Annotated in this window: 15 protein-coding genes and 1 pseudogene; 11 read left to right on the top strand and 5 right to left on the bottom strand. The window is 68.8% G+C overall.

Annotated elements, in window-relative coordinates; translation table 11 throughout:
- The first annotated feature begins 11 nt into the window (after window positions 1-11).
- From ACFOSH_RS29925 to fgd, 4 genes are all read left to right on the top strand, one after another.
- Window positions 12-398 carry a hypothetical protein gene (locus ACFOSH_RS29925; RefSeq protein ID WP_378242500.1) on the top strand — a complete coding sequence of 129 codons (387 nt, stop codon included), beginning with the start codon at window positions 12-14 and terminating at the stop codon, window positions 396-398.
- A 55-nt stretch (window positions 399-453) separates the two neighbouring features.
- Window positions 454-981: a hypothetical protein gene (locus ACFOSH_RS29920; RefSeq protein ID WP_378242498.1), complete on the top strand. Its 528-nt coding sequence runs from the start codon at window positions 454-456 to the stop codon at window positions 979-981.
- A 42-nt stretch (window positions 982-1,023) separates the two neighbouring features.
- A complete protein-coding gene (locus tag ACFOSH_RS29915; RefSeq protein WP_378242496.1) occupies window positions 1,024-1,500 on the top strand; it encodes a DIP1984 family protein in 477 nt (158 codons plus the stop codon).
- Between the two features lie 333 nt (window positions 1,501-1,833).
- Window positions 1,834-2,838 (top strand): glucose-6-phosphate dehydrogenase (coenzyme-F420), encoded by a 1,005-nt coding sequence (fgd, locus tag ACFOSH_RS29910; RefSeq protein ID WP_378242494.1) that lies wholly within the window; start codon window positions 1,834-1,836, stop codon window positions 2,836-2,838.
- A 44-nt stretch (window positions 2,839-2,882) separates the two neighbouring features.
- Here the strand turns inward: fgd and ACFOSH_RS29905 are convergent, their stop codons facing one another.
- Entirely contained in the window at window positions 2,883-3,296 is a 414-nt protein-coding gene (locus ACFOSH_RS29905) for an SsgA family sporulation/cell division regulator (RefSeq protein WP_378242492.1), read from the bottom strand.
- 543 nt (window positions 3,297-3,839) lie between these two features.
- Between ACFOSH_RS29905 and ACFOSH_RS29900 the strand changes: the two genes are divergently transcribed.
- The 5 genes from ACFOSH_RS29900 (at window position 3,840) to kstD (ending at window position 8,844) form a co-directional block, all read left to right on the top strand.
- The gene (locus ACFOSH_RS29900; RefSeq protein WP_378242587.1) at window positions 3,840-4,763 is read left to right on the top strand and encodes a hypothetical protein; all 924 of its coding nucleotides are present in this window, start codon (window positions 3,840-3,842) and stop codon (window positions 4,761-4,763) included.
- Between the two features lie 60 nt (window positions 4,764-4,823).
- On the top strand, window positions 4,824-5,339 hold the full coding sequence (locus ACFOSH_RS29895; protein ID WP_378242490.1) for a winged helix-turn-helix transcriptional regulator: 516 nt from the start codon (window positions 4,824-4,826) through the stop codon (window positions 5,337-5,339).
- A gap of 48 nt (window positions 5,340-5,387) precedes the next feature.
- On the top strand, window positions 5,388-5,906 hold the full coding sequence (locus tag ACFOSH_RS29890; RefSeq protein ID WP_378242488.1) for an SRPBCC family protein: 519 nt from the start codon (window positions 5,388-5,390) through the stop codon (window positions 5,904-5,906).
- Window positions 5,906-6,943 (top strand): LLM class flavin-dependent oxidoreductase, encoded by a 1,038-nt coding sequence (locus ACFOSH_RS29885; protein ID WP_378242486.1) that lies wholly within the window; start codon window positions 5,906-5,908, stop codon window positions 6,941-6,943. The genes ACFOSH_RS29890 and ACFOSH_RS29885 overlap by 1 nt, the downstream gene beginning before the upstream one ends.
- Window positions 6,944-7,086: 143 nt before the next feature.
- Entirely contained in the window at window positions 7,087-8,844 is a 1,758-nt protein-coding gene (kstD, locus tag ACFOSH_RS29880) for a 3-oxosteroid 1-dehydrogenase (RefSeq protein ID WP_378242484.1), read from the top strand.
- Here the strand turns inward: kstD and ACFOSH_RS29875 are convergent.
- Window positions 8,832-9,809: a hypothetical protein gene (locus ACFOSH_RS29875; RefSeq protein ID WP_378242596.1), complete on the bottom strand. Its 978-nt coding sequence runs from the start codon at window positions 9,807-9,809 to the stop codon at window positions 8,832-8,834. The two genes, kstD and ACFOSH_RS29875, sit on opposite strands and share 13 nt — an antisense overlap.
- A gap of 140 nt (window positions 9,810-9,949) precedes the next feature.
- Window positions 9,950-10,141 (bottom strand): annotated as a pseudogene (locus ACFOSH_RS29870) (DUF1772 domain-containing protein); the annotation flags it as partial.
- A 116-nt stretch (window positions 10,142-10,257) separates the two neighbouring features.
- Between ACFOSH_RS29870 and ACFOSH_RS29865 the strand changes: the two are divergent.
- Complete coding sequence (locus ACFOSH_RS29865; RefSeq protein WP_378242482.1) at window positions 10,258-10,902, top strand: TetR/AcrR family transcriptional regulator; 645 nt, start codon at window positions 10,258-10,260, stop codon at window positions 10,900-10,902.
- A 90-nt stretch (window positions 10,903-10,992) separates the two neighbouring features.
- The gene (locus tag ACFOSH_RS29860) at window positions 10,993-11,547 is read left to right on the top strand and encodes a TetR/AcrR family transcriptional regulator (RefSeq protein ID WP_378242480.1); all 555 of its coding nucleotides are present in this window, start codon (window positions 10,993-10,995) and stop codon (window positions 11,545-11,547) included.
- Between the two features lie 250 nt (window positions 11,548-11,797).
- Here the strand turns inward: ACFOSH_RS29860 and ACFOSH_RS29855 are convergent, their stop codons facing one another.
- Both ACFOSH_RS29855 and ACFOSH_RS29850 read right to left on the bottom strand, forming a co-directional pair.
- On the bottom strand, window positions 11,798-13,360 hold the full coding sequence (locus ACFOSH_RS29855; RefSeq protein ID WP_378242585.1) for an amidase: 1,563 nt from the start codon (window positions 13,358-13,360) through the stop codon (window positions 11,798-11,800).
- Window positions 13,361-13,709: 349 nt separating this feature from the next.
- Window positions 13,710-14,402, bottom strand: a complete 693-nt coding sequence (locus tag ACFOSH_RS29850; protein ID WP_378242478.1) for an IclR family transcriptional regulator — start codon at window positions 14,400-14,402, stop codon at window positions 13,710-13,712.
- Between the last annotated feature and the right edge of the window lie 8 nt (window positions 14,403-14,410).

The raw sequence follows: 14,410 nt of genomic DNA, 5'->3' as shown, positions 1-14,410 counted from the left end.
GGAGGTGGGTCATGGGGAACCTGTTCGAGGGACCGAGTCCGGCCGGGGAACCGGCCGACGGCGGGGCGACGGCCGTACGGGCGATGGTGCTGCGCAAGGCGACCGAGGCGGTGGTCGCGAACGCCCGCGACGCGACGGATTGCCGGATGCTGCTGGAAATGCTGGGGTTGCGTTCCGAACCGTCGGCCCGGTCCGTGAAGGCCTCCTTGCCTACCTTCAGGGTAGGGAAGGAGGCCTTCACGGACTTCGTGATCGCCACTTTCGTCCCATGCGCACCAGCAGTCACGAAGGCCGCGCGTGAAGGCCCCCTTCCCTCGGCTCAGCTGAGGAAACTCGATCTTCACCCCTTCCTCAAGTACGTGAAGGTCCCGGAGCCGAGCAGGTCCAAGGCCTCGTGAGTGGTAGCGACGGTTCTAACCGTCCTTACCACTCACGAGTCTCTAAACTCGTCGCGTGGCTTTCTTCGACATCGAGGGTTATGAACCCGTGTGGCTCTCCGGGCTCAAGCAGATCCGGAGAGCGCACGGGGACCGCCTGGGCGCTCTGGTCGGCAAGCGGCTCCAGCGCGTCCACCTGACCTGGTTCGTCGAGTACGGCGAATGGCTCTCGGACGCGCCCGTCGTGATCGACTTCGGTGACGAACGGCTGGAGATCACGCACTGGAAGTTCGACGAGGTTTCCCTGACCTGGAACACGATCGACGCGGACGGCAAGTCCGCATGGGACTGGGGCGACCCGGCGGAGCCCAGCCCGCTCCGGTGGCGGCAGGACATCTACCCCGAACTGTCCGCTTTGGAGGGTCAGGTGCTCCAGGACGTCGAACTGCTCGAGTGGGCGGGGCGGGACATGGCCGGGGGCATGGTCGCGATCGGCTTCGTCTTCCCGAACGGGCGGTTCACCGTCTTCAACGCGATGGACGAGAACGGCATCGAGTACATCGAGCCGGACTCCGCCTACCGAAGGCATTCCCTGGCGGAGTGAAACGGGATGCGTCGGTCGTCGATCTTGGCGATACTTCCCGGCATGTCCCGGATCAAACTGGCCGAAGCGCTCGCACTGCGCGCCGACGCGACCAAGAAGGTGGAGGCGCTGCGTTCCCGGATCGTCGACAACGCACGGCACCAGGAAGGCGAGGAGCCGTCGGAAGACGCTTCCGCCCTGCTCGTCGACGCCGAATCCGCGTTGGACGAACTGGAATCGCTGATCCAGCGGATCAACCGCACCAACGCCGCGACCCCGCTCGGGGAGGGCACGATCACCGACGCGATCGCGCGCCGCGACGTCCTCCGGCTTCGGCACGGCGTCCTCACCGCGGCCGCCGACGCGGCGGCCGGTCGCAACCAAGGCGGCTACGGCCGCCAGCTCCGCTCGGAACTCCGTTATCTCTCCGCGCTTCCGGTCGCGGACCTGCGCTCGCGCGCCGACCGGGTCGCGGGGGAGATCCGGGTGATCGACGTCGAGATCCAGCGCACCAACTGGGAGACCGACCTCCTGGACTGAACGTGGAAAGCAGGTAGCCCTCCGGGAAGCGGGCACAAGCCGAGAGCCGGCGGTATTCCGGCTCACCTCCTGGCACGTGGCGGGCAGCGTGGGGTTCGACTCCCCGATCACAACTCCGCCCAGCACGATACACAGGTGACGGCGCAAACGGCACAGTTCATCACCACGTGCCGGTCCCGGAAGGTGAGGGCGGGTACGGGGCCTTTCCACGGCATTCCCCTTGGCTGAGTGGTGTTCCTGACACCTTCGCCCCGTCGAAGCATGGGCGGACCTGATCGACTCTGTGCCAAGGTGAAAAGCGGAACAACCCAAGAGCCCAGGTGGTGACCCCGGATGGCACTGAAGATCGGTTACAAGGCGTCGGCCGAGCAGTTCGGCCCGCGCGACCTCGTCGAGTACTCCGTGCTCGCCGAGCAGGTCGGGCTGGACAGCGTGATGGTCAGCGACCATTTCCAGCCCTGGCGGCATCAGGGCGGGCACGCGCCGTTCTCGTTCGCCTGGATGGCGGCCGTCGGCGAGCGCACCGAGCGGGTCGTTCTCGGCACCAGTGTGCTGACGGCGACCTTCCGCTACAACCCGGCCGTGGTGGCGCAGGCTTTCGGCACCCTCGGCAGCCTGTACCCGGGCCGCGTGCTGCTCGGCGTCGGCAGCGGCGAGGCCCTCAACGAGGTCGCGGTCGCCCGGATCGAGTGGCCCGCGTTCAAGGAGCGGTTCGCGCGGCTGCGCGAGGCGATCGAATTGATGCGCAAGCTGTGGTCCGAAGAGCGCGTCACGTTCGAAGGCGAGTACTACCAGACCACCGACGCCACCGTGTACGACCGTCCCGAGGGCGGCGTCCCGATCTACATCGCGGCAGGCGGCCCGGTGATGGCGAAGTACGTCGGCAAGCAGGGTGACGGCTTCATCTGCACCAGTGGCAAGGGGATGGACCTCTACACCGGGAAGCTGCTGCCCGCGGTCGCGGAAGGCGCGGAGCAGGTCGGCCGGAGTACCGGCGACATCGACAAGATGATCGAGATCAAGCTGTCCTACGACCCGGATCCGGCGCAGGCGCTGGAGAACACCCGGTTCTGGGCGCCGCTCTCGCTGACGCCGGAGCAGAAGGCGGGCATCGAGGACCCGGCCGAAATGGAGAAGGCCGCGGACGCGCTGCCGATCGAGCAGGTCGCCCGCCGCTGGATCGTCACCTCGGACCCGGCCGACGCCGTCGAGCAGATCAAGCCGTATGTCGAGGCCGGCTTCAACCACCTCGTGTTCCACGGCCCGGGCCACGACCAGGAGCGGTTCCTGCGCTCGTTCTCCGAGCAGGTCGTCCCGGGTCTGCGCGAACTCGGCTGATCCCGGCGCGGGCGGCGGCACCGCACAGCCGGTGCCGCCGCCCGTCAGGACTCGGTGACGAGCTTCGTCATCTCCTGGTCGAAGTCGAACCACTCCGGCTCGGACCCGGCCGGCACGACGTCGTAGGTCCGGTCGAGGAAGTCGGCCAGTTCCTGCGCCGAGGCTTCGAGGACAGCGCAGCCGTCGGGCGCGCTGAGCGCGAAAATCACGATCGAGGTGTCGTCGGCCGGGCTGATGATCACGTCGCCTTCACCTGATGGGGTGAGAAGGCCGTCCGCGAGCAGGTCGCGGCCGAACATCCAGCGGACCGTTCCGCCGCCCGAGTGGTAGGCCACCACGACGGCGTAAGGGTCTTCGGGGTCGTATTCGAGATCGGCCTGGACCGGCAGAGGGTCCGCACCGAAAGTGCGCAGGCCGAAGACGATCGTCCCCCGGATGAGGTCGCTTTCCTTGTCCAACGCTTCAGCCCCTTACGTTCGGTTGCTGTTGATCTTCAACTATTGATAACGCAATGTGAAGCGGTTTCGTGACCCGAGCCGACAACTTTCACACGTTCGGCTGAGAGCTGCGTCTCAGACGCTCACGCACGGTCCCCGTCGAGCACGTGCGGTGAGCACGCGGGAAATGCGGTCATTCGTGCAAAAGAAAGAGATTCCGCACGTGCATATTCCGGTGAATTGAAATACCCAACCGTTCGGCGGAGTGAATCGATATTTCGCGCGGTTAGCATCATCGTGCGTCGTTCAAGTATTTCCAGGAGACCGGCGTGGCACCGTCCTGGACCTCGGCGAGCTTGATCGTTGTGGATCAGGAGGGAGCAGCAATGGGCGTGCGAATAACCATCGCCATTCCAAGAGAAGACCAAGAGCGGCGAGACGCGGTTTACGGACCGCGACGGCGGGCTGTCCCGGGACGTGTTCACGCCCCGTCCCGGTTCGGTGCCGGGCCCGAACCTGCCGTGCCGAGGGTCCTGGGGCGTCGCCGTGATTGACCGGCTCCCGATGCGCGTCGGGCAGGCCGACATCGATCGGCTGGAGGGCGTCATCGCCGCGCTCCGGGCGCGCGACTATCGGGAAGGCGGCGGGTCCTGCCGGGAGCTGCTGCGGGTGCTGGAGCCATACGGTGTGGCACTGCGGCGGGGAATGATGTCCGAGACGCTGGCCCGGCGGCTGGCGGGTGTGATCGCGGATCTGCACAACCTGAGGGGGTGGACGGAATTCGACTCCGGCCGTCCCGCGCGGGCGGAGCGGCACTTCCACCTCGCGCTCGAACTCGCCGCGGAGTCGGGTAACGACGACCTCGTGGCCAACATCCGCTACCGGCTCGGCCGGATGTATCTGCATCACCGCTCTCCGGTGGAGGCGCTCGAACAGTTCGGTCACGGCCAGCTCGCGGCACGTCGCGCGGGAAGGCCGCTGTCGCAAGCGATCCTTTCGGCGAACGAGGCATGGGCGTACGCGCTGCTCGGCGACGTCCGTCAGTCACTGGACAAGATTTCCCTTGCGCCGGAACAGTTCGCCAGTTCCTTGGGAGACTTCGTCCCGTCGTGGTCCGCCTTCTTCACGGCCAACGACATGGCCGCGATGATCGGCACGGTGCGCACCGAGCTCGCCAGGATCGTCGACGTCCGCCACAGCCGGGAGGCCATCCCCGCGCTCACCGAGGCCATCGACGGCTATGGCCCGGACATGGAGCGCAGCCGGTCGCTGACGATGATCTGGCTCGCCGTCGACCACGCGCTGGAAGGCGACCTGGACCGGGCGGCGGAGGTCGGCCTCGCCGCGATGGAGATCGCGTACGGAATCCGTTCCGCGCGTACGCGGGATCGTTTGCGACCGCTGTCGGAAAGCGTGCGGAAGCGGGTGGGCGACATTAATGCACGAGATCTTCTTGACCGGATCGCAACATTTCGTGCCAGCGCCTGAGCGCCGCGTAATAGGTGGAGGAATGACCGGATCAATTCCGGCGGGCGTAGGCTCGCGGGCATGAAACGGACTTCGTTCGCGCAGTGGCCGTGCTCGATCGCGCGCACCATGGATCTGCTCGGCGACTGGTGGACGCCGCTGGTCCTGCGGGAGGCGTTCTACGGGATCCGCAGGTTCGACGAGTTCCAGCAGGAACTCGGCATCGCGCGGAACACCCTCGCCGACCGGCTGCGCCGCCTCGTCGGCGAAGGCCTGTTGGAAAAGCGTGCCTACCAGGCCGACCCGGTCCGTTACGACTACGTGCTGACCGAGAAGGGCGCGGATTTCTACGGGGTGCTCGCCGCGATGTCGCGCTGGGGTGACCGCTGGCTCGCCGAGGAGGCCGGGCCGCCGATCACGCTCCACCACGACACGTGCGGCCACGACACGCACGCCGAGGTCGTCTGCGCGCACTGCGCCGGGCCGCTCACCGCCGAGAACACGCGGGCGCGACTCGGGTCGGGCTACCCGCCGAAGCTCGCGAACCGGCCCGACGTGGTGCGCCGTTTCGCCGCGCAGGAAGGTTTGACAACGTAAGTCCATCTACGCAACTATCGAGGTCACGAGCACGGGAGGCGGACCACGATGGAGTGGACGGGCGCCAAGTACGCCGACAAACCGACGGTCGAGGTCGAGGCGTGGGTCGACGCGAATCCGGAGCGGGTCTGGTCGATCGTCTCCGACGTCCGGCTGATGCCGCAGATGAGCCAGGAACTCCAGGCGGCCGAATGGTGTGACGGCGCGGACGGCGAGGCGGCGGTCGGCAGGCGGTTCGTCGGCCGCAGCAAGCACGACGCGCTCGGCGAATGGGAGACCACGTCGCACGTCGTCGAATGCGACGAGCCGCGCGTCTTCACCTGGGCCGTGCACGATCCCGAGACGCCGACAGCGCTGTGGCGCTTCACGCTGGAGCCCGAGAACGGCGGGACGAAGCTCCGGCAATGGATGCGGCTCGGGCCGGGGCGGTCGGGCCTCTCGCTGGCCATCGACCAGATGCCGGACAAGGAGGAGAAGATCGTCTTCGTCCGGCTGCGCGAGTTCGAGAAGGCGATGACCGGGACCCTCGCGGCGATCAAGGAGCGGGCCGAGGTGGCCGGCGCGTGATGCGGACGGCGACCACGATCGAGGCTTCCCGAGGCTGGCGGGAGACGCTGGACTTCGTCCTGGAGGCGGAGAAGCTCGGTCTCGACGACTGCTGGGTCGCCGAGGCGTGGGGTTCGGACGCGCCGTCCGTGCTCGGCTATCTCGCCGCGCGGACCGAGCGGGTCCGGCTCGGCTCGGGGATCATCCAGCTCGGCACCCGGACCCCGGTGGCGATCGCACAGGCCGCGCTGACGCTCTCGGAGCTCTCCGACGGCCGGTTCGTCCTCGGGCTCGGCGCTTCGGGGCCGCAGGTGATCGAGGGTCTCCACGGCGTTTCGTTCGCCCGGCCGCTGACGCGGATGCGGGAAACGGTCGAGATCATCCGCCTGGCGTTCAGCGGGGAGAAGATCGCGTTCTCCGGCAAGGAGTTCGAGCTCCCGCTACCGGGCGAGAGCAGGCCGATGCGGCTGTCGACGACGCCGAATCCGGACATCCCGATCCATCTGGCCACGCTTTCGCCGAAACTGCTGGAGCTGACCGGCGAGCTCGCGGACGGCTGGCTGGGTACGAGTTTCGTCCCGGAGGGGGCGCAGGCGTACTTCTCGCATCTCGACGCCGGTCTCGCGAAGGCTGGCCGGTCGCGGGCGGACCTCGAAGTCTGCCAAGGCGCCGAGGTCGCCTTCGCCCGGGACGAGGACGAGTTGCGCGGGATGGTCGCGGGCCGCAAGGCCGAACTGGCGTTCAGTCTCGGCGGGATGGGTTCGGCGAAGACGAACTTCTACAACAACGCCTACAGCAGGCAAGGCTGGGCCGAGGTCGCCGCGGCGGTGCGGGAGCGCTGGCAGGCGGGCGACAGGGAAGGCGCCGCCGCGCTGGTGACCGACGAGATGGTGCTCGGCACGACGCTGATCGGCACCGAGCCGATGGTGGCCGAGCGGCTGAGCGTCTGGAGTGCCGCCGGGGTCGACACGGTCCGGCTGTACCCGGCGGGGGAGACCGTCGCCGACCGGCTCACCACCCTCGGCCGTGCGCTGGACCTGGTCCGCGCTCTGGGTTGAGAAGTTGGCCCGAATGCCCGCGCCGGTTGAGGTGACCGGCGGAGCGCGGCCGTCCCCGCCTGCTCCAGGCGGGTAGAACTTGTTTCACTTTTGCGTCCGGCTGGAGAACATGACCTCGTTCGATCACCACGCGAGGAGGATCCATGAGACCCGACACCAGCCTGTCCCGGCGCCAGGTTCTGCGCGGCACCGCCGCCGGGGCCGGGATCGCACTCGCGTCGGGTCTGCCGTTCGCCGGGACGGCCTCGGCCGAGACCGCGGTGATCGGCGAGTACGACGTCGTCGTGGTCGGTGCCGGCGCGGCGGGGATGACCGCCGCGCTGACGGCGGCCAAGCGCGGGCTCAGCTGCGTCGTGCTGGAGAAGGCGGCGAAGTTCGGTGGTTCGGCCGCCCGTTCGGGGGCGGGGATCTGGATTCCGTGCAACCAGGTGCTGGCCGAGGCCGGCGTCCGCGACACCCCGGAGCAGGCCGCACGGTACTTGGCCGCCGTGGTCGGCCCGTCGATCCCCGCCTCGCGGCAGCAGGCCTTCCTCGCCAACGGGCCGTCGATGCTGTCGTTCGTGATGGCCAACAGCCCGCTGCGGTTCCGGTGGATGGAGGGCTACAGCGACTATTACTCGGAACTGCCCGGCGGGATGCCGGACGGCCGCTCGATCGAACCCGATCAGCTCGACGGGAACGTCCTCGGCGCCGAACTGGCCAACCTGAACCCGCCCTATCTCGCCACGCCCGCGGGGATGGTCGTCTTCAGCGCCGACTACAAATGGCTCGCACTGGCCGCGGTGAACCCGAAGGGCGCCGCTGTGGCGGCAGCCTGCCTCGCCCGCGGCACGGCCGCCGCGCTCGCCGGGCGGAAACCGCTCACCATGGGGCAGTCGCTGGCCGCCGGACTGCGGGCAGGGCTGCAGCGCGCCGGTGTCCCGGTCTGGCTGAACACGCCGTTGACCGATCTCGTCATCGAGAACGGGAAGGTCACCGGAGTGACCGTCGCGGCGGGCGTGGTGAAGGCGCGGCGCGGCGTCATCGTCGGCTCCGGCGGATTCGAGCACAACGCCGCCATGCGGGCGGAATACCAGCGGCAGCCGATCGGTACACAATGGACTGTCGGCGCCCGGTCGAACACCGGGGACGGGATCCTGGCAGGCAAACGCGCCGGGGCGGCGCTCGACCTGATGGACGACGCCTGGTGGGGCCCGGCAATCCCGCTGCCCGGCGAGCCGTACTTCTGCCTCGCCGAGCGGACCTTGCCCGGCGGGCTGATGGTGGACGCGGCGGGCAAACGGTTCGTCAACGAAGCGGCGCCGTACAGCGACGTCGTGCACACGATGTACGACCGGAACCCGACGTCGCCCACCATCCCGGCCTGGCTGGTCGTGGACCAGCACTACCGCAACCGGTACCTCTTCCGCGACGTCGCGCCGCTGCTGCCGCTTCCCGATGAGTGGTACTCGGCGGGCGCGGTCAAGAAGGCGTGGACCGTGGAAGCGCTCGGCACCGCGATCGGCGTTCCATCACAGGCGTTGCGCGCCTCGGTCAACCGGTTCAACGGTCAGGCACTGTCCGGTGTGGACAGTGACTTCCGCCGGGGCGCCGGCGTCTACGATCACTACTACACCGACCCGTACGTCCTGCCGAACTCGTGCCTCGCCCCGCTCTGGGAACCTCCGTTCTACGCTTTCAAGATCGTCCCGGGCGACCTCGGCACCAAGGGCGGGATGCGCACCGACGCGCGGGCGCGAGTCCTGCGAGCGGACGGCTCGGTCATCGCCGGGCTGTACGCCGCCGGGAACGCCAGCGCGGCGGTGATGGGCTCCAGTTACGCGGGTGCCGGGTCGACGATCGGCCCGGCGATGACCTTCGGGTACGTCGCGGCGAACGACCTGGCGGATCAGCCCGGGTGACTGACCGCTCCGAAGAGTTCGCTTTCGACGTGCCCGACCGCGGTGATGGCGCCGAAGGCCAGGAGATGGAGAAGGCAGTGGTCGGTGTATCCGCCCGCTCGCCAGGTCTCCACGTCGATTTCGGTGATCCGGCCCGGAGCGATTCCGGCCAGGACGGCGAGGGTGGCGCCTGCCCGGTCGACCGGGTCCAAGGGAGCGAGCCAGGCGCGGTTTCCGTCGAGGGCGGATCGCCGATGGCGCGAGATCGTTTCGCGCACGACAGCCTGAGCGGGCTCGGAGAGGAGGCCGCTGCCGAGTTCGGCCGCGCGCCGCAGTGCGGCGTAGGCGGGGCCGACGGCGCTGGTGCCCGCCCAGCCGGGAATTCCGGCGGTCGGGACGTCGTCCAGCAGGGAAAGGCTGTCGCCGTCGGTTCGCTCTCGGTGGATCGCGCGGGCGATCGGCGCGCCGTCGAAGGCGGCGGGGGCGTCCTCGCTCATCGCGCCGGGAAGCAGTTTCTCGTTCAGCAGCACCAGGACCATCCGGTTGATGAAGTGCAGTGCGAGCGCCGTTCCGAGATATTCCGGTGTTTCCTCGGTGGGGAAGGGGAGAGGGCCGCCTGATCGTGCCCAGCGGGCGAGCGCGGCGAGGTCCTCGCCCGCCGGTTCCTCGCGACGCTCCAGAGCGGCCGCGGCGCCCTCCCCGCCGGCGAGGCGCAGGAACATCAGATGCCCGGCGGTGTCGTAGGCGCAGTCGTTGCGCTGTGAAACGGATACCGTGACGATTTCCTTGCGCCATCGGGGAACCGTGCCCGCCACCAGCGACTCGCGCAGCAGCGCCCAGCACGGGGCGAGCAGTTCCGGCGCGGGGGAGAGCATGCGGACCGCCGGGCCGATACTGCTGAACTCCGTGTCGACCTGCCGGTAGACGGCGGCCACCGGTCCGGTGGCGTCCTCGGGGGAAATCGGGGTGATGTGACGGAAGAGCATGGTGGGGGACCTTTCTTCGTGGGCTGGCGCGCCCGAGTGAAGGCGCGGTCGGGGAGCTGGAGTCGTGAAGCGGCGATGATCAGTGCGAAGGCGATGAGCGCGGCAAGGGTTCGGATGACGTTGTAGGTCTCCCAGTGATCGAGGATCGCCGCGTGGTCGGCGGGCGCCGTGGTGACCGCCCAGACCTTGATGCGGCCGTTGCTCGGCACGTTGCCGAAGCGGGTGACCAGGAACGACGTCACGACCAAGGCCGTGGCCATCCCGGCCAGAAGCCGCGGCCGCCCTCGGTTCAGAACGACGAGCGCGAGGGAGCTGACGGCCGCGAGCGCCATCGCGATCTGCATGACGACGCCGTTCCTCTGCATCAGCGCCGTGTGGAACGGTGACGAGACCGGACCTTATCTTTGACATGCTGTCAAACATAGTCGCTTGGGTTAAGCTTGACAACATGTCTGAGGTAGCTGCGGGTCGTCGGAGGCGACGGCGGACCGATGCCGACCGCAGCGCCGCCGCGATTCTCGCCGCGGCCAAGGAAGTCCTTGGTACGCAAACCACTGCGAGCGTCGAGGACATCGCGACGGCGGCCGGGGTGAGCAGGCAGACCGTCTACGCGCATTTCAAGACCAGGGAGGCACTCCTGGGTGCGGTGATCGACGCGGTGTCCGAGGAAGCCGCGCACGAGATGGACGCGGCGCGTCTCGGCGAGGGGCCCGCCGCGGACGCCCTGCTGCGCCTGCTCGACGTCGGATGGTGGATCTTCCGGCGCTACCCGCTGCTGCCCGGTGGGACGGCCGAGGAAAACGACCCCGAAGCCGACCGGGACCGTCACATGGCGGTGTCCGATCATCTGGACCGGCTGCTCACCCGGGGAAAGGCGGCGGGAGAGTTCGATCAGGAGCTCGCGAATCCCTGGCTCGTCAGTGCGATCGTGGCGCTCGGCCACGCCGCCGGACAGGCCGTGCACGCGAACCAGCTGACGCTTGAAGACGGGGTCGACGCGCTCGCGGAGAGCGTGCTGCGGCTCTGTGGTATCGAACGGCGGGGTATCGAACAGCGGGGTACCGAACGGCGGGGTGCCGACAGGCGGGACTGACGGGCACGGAACGCGCCGATGCGCTCACCGCCGGTCCCAGGCCCGCTAAGGTGAGTCGTTCGCGTGGCATCAAGGGCTGGGGGGTCCGCCATGGTTGTCAAACGTGCTTATCACCACGGGGACCTTCGACGTGCGCTCGTCCTGGCCGCACGGGAGGCTCTCGTCGAGCGAGGTCCCGAGGGGGTGAGCCTGCGCGGCGCGGTCGCGAAGGTGGGCGCGTCCACCGCGGCGCCGTACCGGCATTTCCGCGACAAGGACGCGCTGCTGGTGGCGATCGCCCTGGAAGGGCACGCCGAGTTGCGGGAGTGCCTGCGGGGCTGCGGCGCCAGGACAGTGACCGCGCTCGGGCATTCCTACCTCGGCTTCGCGCTGGAGAATCCCGCGCTGTACCGGCTGATGGTGGGCGCCGGGATCGGTGATCGTGCCGCGTATCCGGAACTCGCCGAGGCACACCGGGAGACCTGTGCGCTGCTGGCCGATCGGGTGGGGGAGCGGAACGATCCGGACGGTTTCGCCGTCACGCTGTGGTGCCTGCTCCACGGGCTGGCCACGCTCGTGATCGACGGTCACGTCGAGCGCGACTCCGCCGTCGCGGAGGCCGAACGCAGCCTCGGGTTCTTGGGCGGCGGCGTGGGGACGTCGTGACGGACGTTCGGGTCAGCGCCACGGGCGTCTTAGATGGCGGTCCGTGAAGGGCTCCTTGCCTACCCTGAAGGTAGTGAAGGAGGCCTTCGCTACCTTCGTGACCGCCACATGTGTACCAGCAGTCACAGCGGATGCGCGTGAAGGACCCCATCACGTACTTCAGGCGACCAGGGTGCCGCACCGGGGTGGGCCAGGGTGGTCTTGAGTGGCGATTCGGGTTAGAGCCCGAATCGCCACTCACGACATCGGTTCAGCCCAGCGACGGGATGAACGCCGGCAGCCGCCGGACCTTCGTGTCCTGCTCGAAGGCGTAGGCGATGGCCAGCAGTGACGGTTCGCTGAACCGCCCGCCCATGATCGACAGCCCGAGCGGCAACGGCCCGGCGTACGCCATCGGGACGGTCATGTTGGCGTAGCCCGAAACCGCCGCCGGTCCGGACGAGTCGATGAGCAGCGCGCCGTCGCCGACACCGAGCTGCGTCTTCCACGCGGCGTTGTTGGTCGGCGCCACGATCGCGTCCAGTTTGTTCCCGCGCAGCGTCTCGTCGAGACCTCGCCGGGCGGCGCTCGTCGCCGCTTCCCGCATCGCGCGGTACGCCGGATCGTTCAGGTCACCGGCGGTGGCCTGCGACCGGTCCCACAGATTGTGCGTCCAGTAAGGCATTTCGACCGCCGCGTGGTCCAGGTTGTACTGGATCAGCCCGGCGAGGTCGGCGGGGTGCTTGCCCCCGGTGGACGCGAGATAGGCGTTCAGATCGTGCTTGAACTCGGTCCTGATCGCGGGGAACTCGTTGGCCGCGATGACGTCCAGGTAGGGAATCGTGATCTCCACCGTGGTCGCGCCGAGCTTCCGCAGTTTGCCCAGCGCCTGTTCGAAAGCCGCCTTCGTCGTGTCGTCCGGGGTGTATACCTCGCGCCAGACGCCGATCCGCTTGCCGCGCAAGGCGTTGGGCCGCAAAAACTTCGTGTAGTCGTCGAGGGACTGCCGGGCGGCGTCGACGGTGATCGGGTCACGGCGGTCGGCGCCGTTGAGGGCCGCGAGCAGGATCGCGGCGTCCACCACGTTGCGCGCCATCGGGCCCGCGGTGTCCTGCTGCTTCGACACCGGCACGATCCCGCTGCGGCTGACCAGGCCGAGGCTCGGCTTGACGCCCACGATGCCGTTGGCGCCGGACGGGCAGCTGATCGAACCGTCCGTTTCGGTCCCGACGGCGACGGTCGCCAGATGTGCCGCGACCGCGACGCCCGGGCCGGACGACGACCCACACGGGTTTCGGTCGAGGACGTAGGGGTTGGCGGTCTGGCCCGCGAGCGGGCTCCAGCCGTTCGACGAACTCGTGGACCGGTAGCTCGACCACTCCGAAAGGTTGGCCTTGCCGAGGATGACCGCCCCGGCCTCACGCAGGTTGTCGACCACGCCGGCGTCACGGTACGGGCGGGAATTCAGCAGCGCCGTCGAACCCGCCGTGGTCGGCTGCCGGTCCGCGGTGTCGATATTGTCCTTGAGCAGCACCGGAATGCCGTCCATCGGCCCCTTCGATCGATGCCGGTGGCGCCGCGCGTCACTGTCCGCGGCGAGCCGCAGCGCGTCCGGGTTCGTGGTGAGCACCGCGTGCAGCGTCGGGTTCAGTTTGCGGATCCGCTGCAGGTAGAAGGTGGTCAATTCGACCGAGGACAGCCTCCCGGCGCGCATCGCCCGTTGCAGATCGGGGATCGTCGCCCGCTCCAGATCGATCCCGGCCACGACAGGACGACCGGACAGAGCCGAGGCCTGCGCCGGGACGGCCGTCGTGGCGGACGCGACGAACACCATGACGAGAAAGGCGGACACGGCCGCACCACGTCTGAACAAGGAATGTCTTGTCAAGGAATTCCCTCCTTGGTCGAAAGAATTCCTGAACCGTACGTGCGTCGCTTCTGTCCGGAAACGCCGAACGGTGTGGAGAAACGGTGATTGAATTGTCGTGCGGACGGCCGTCCGGTAGGCGATCGGTCACAGAAATGGCCTGATGGCAAGGGGTAGTCGTGCTTTCGGTACGCGGAGCTTCCGGTCGCGGACGCAGGGTGAGACGATTTCCGGCGTTTTCGTCGGAAATATTCCGTCCGAATTCAGCCGGTGGTCTCGTTCTCGGGTTGATCGGGGTTTGTTCGACGTTCGTCGATCATCCGGCCCGGTCCGGCCGCGAGTGCTCGGCGAGCGCGGCGCCGAAGGACCGCGCGGTGCTCGCCAAGCCGGCGACCGCCGAAACCGGGTCGCGCCGGGCGGGCAGGACGGCGGCGAGGGCCGCGCCGACCCGGCCGTCCGGGGTCCTGATGCCGACGGCGGCGCAGCCGAGGCCCGCCGTGATGGTCTCCGATTCGGTCGCGTACCCGGCCGTGCGGATCTCGAGGGCGTCGGTGTCCGGTTCGGCGAGCGCGGGGTGATGGGCGGCGAGCAGCCGCCCGGCGGCGGTCCCGGGCGGCAGCGGGCTGCCCGGCCACACTGGGACGTCGTCGGCGGGCAGGACGGCCCCCGCCGCGACCAGCGCGCGACCCTCCCTCGGGACCACGAGCACCAGGCTCACGCGCATCCGCGCCGAAAGCGCCGGCAGCCACTCCTTGGCCAGGTCCCGCAGTTCGGGCTGCCAGAACCGGCCGAGCCGGAACACCCGCGAGCCGATCCGGTAGCCGCGGCCCGCCCGCTCGACAGCGCCGAGGTCGGCCAGCTGGTCGAGGAGCCGGTGCACGGTGGTCTTCGGGAGCCCTGTGGCCCGCACGAGCTGGGTCAGGCCGGCCTGCCCGCCGTGTTCGTCGAGTGCTTCGAGCAACGCGAACGCGCCTTCGAGCACGCCGCGTCCGCCGATGGTTTCCCGCATCGCCGCCC

Source organism: Amycolatopsis speibonae, from assembly GCF_042647925.1.
GTDB lineage: Bacteria > Actinomycetota > Actinomycetes > Mycobacteriales > Pseudonocardiaceae > Amycolatopsis > Amycolatopsis speibonae.
Note: the sequence above shows the minus strand (reverse complement) of the source record. Positions and strands in the feature narration are given on the sequence as shown.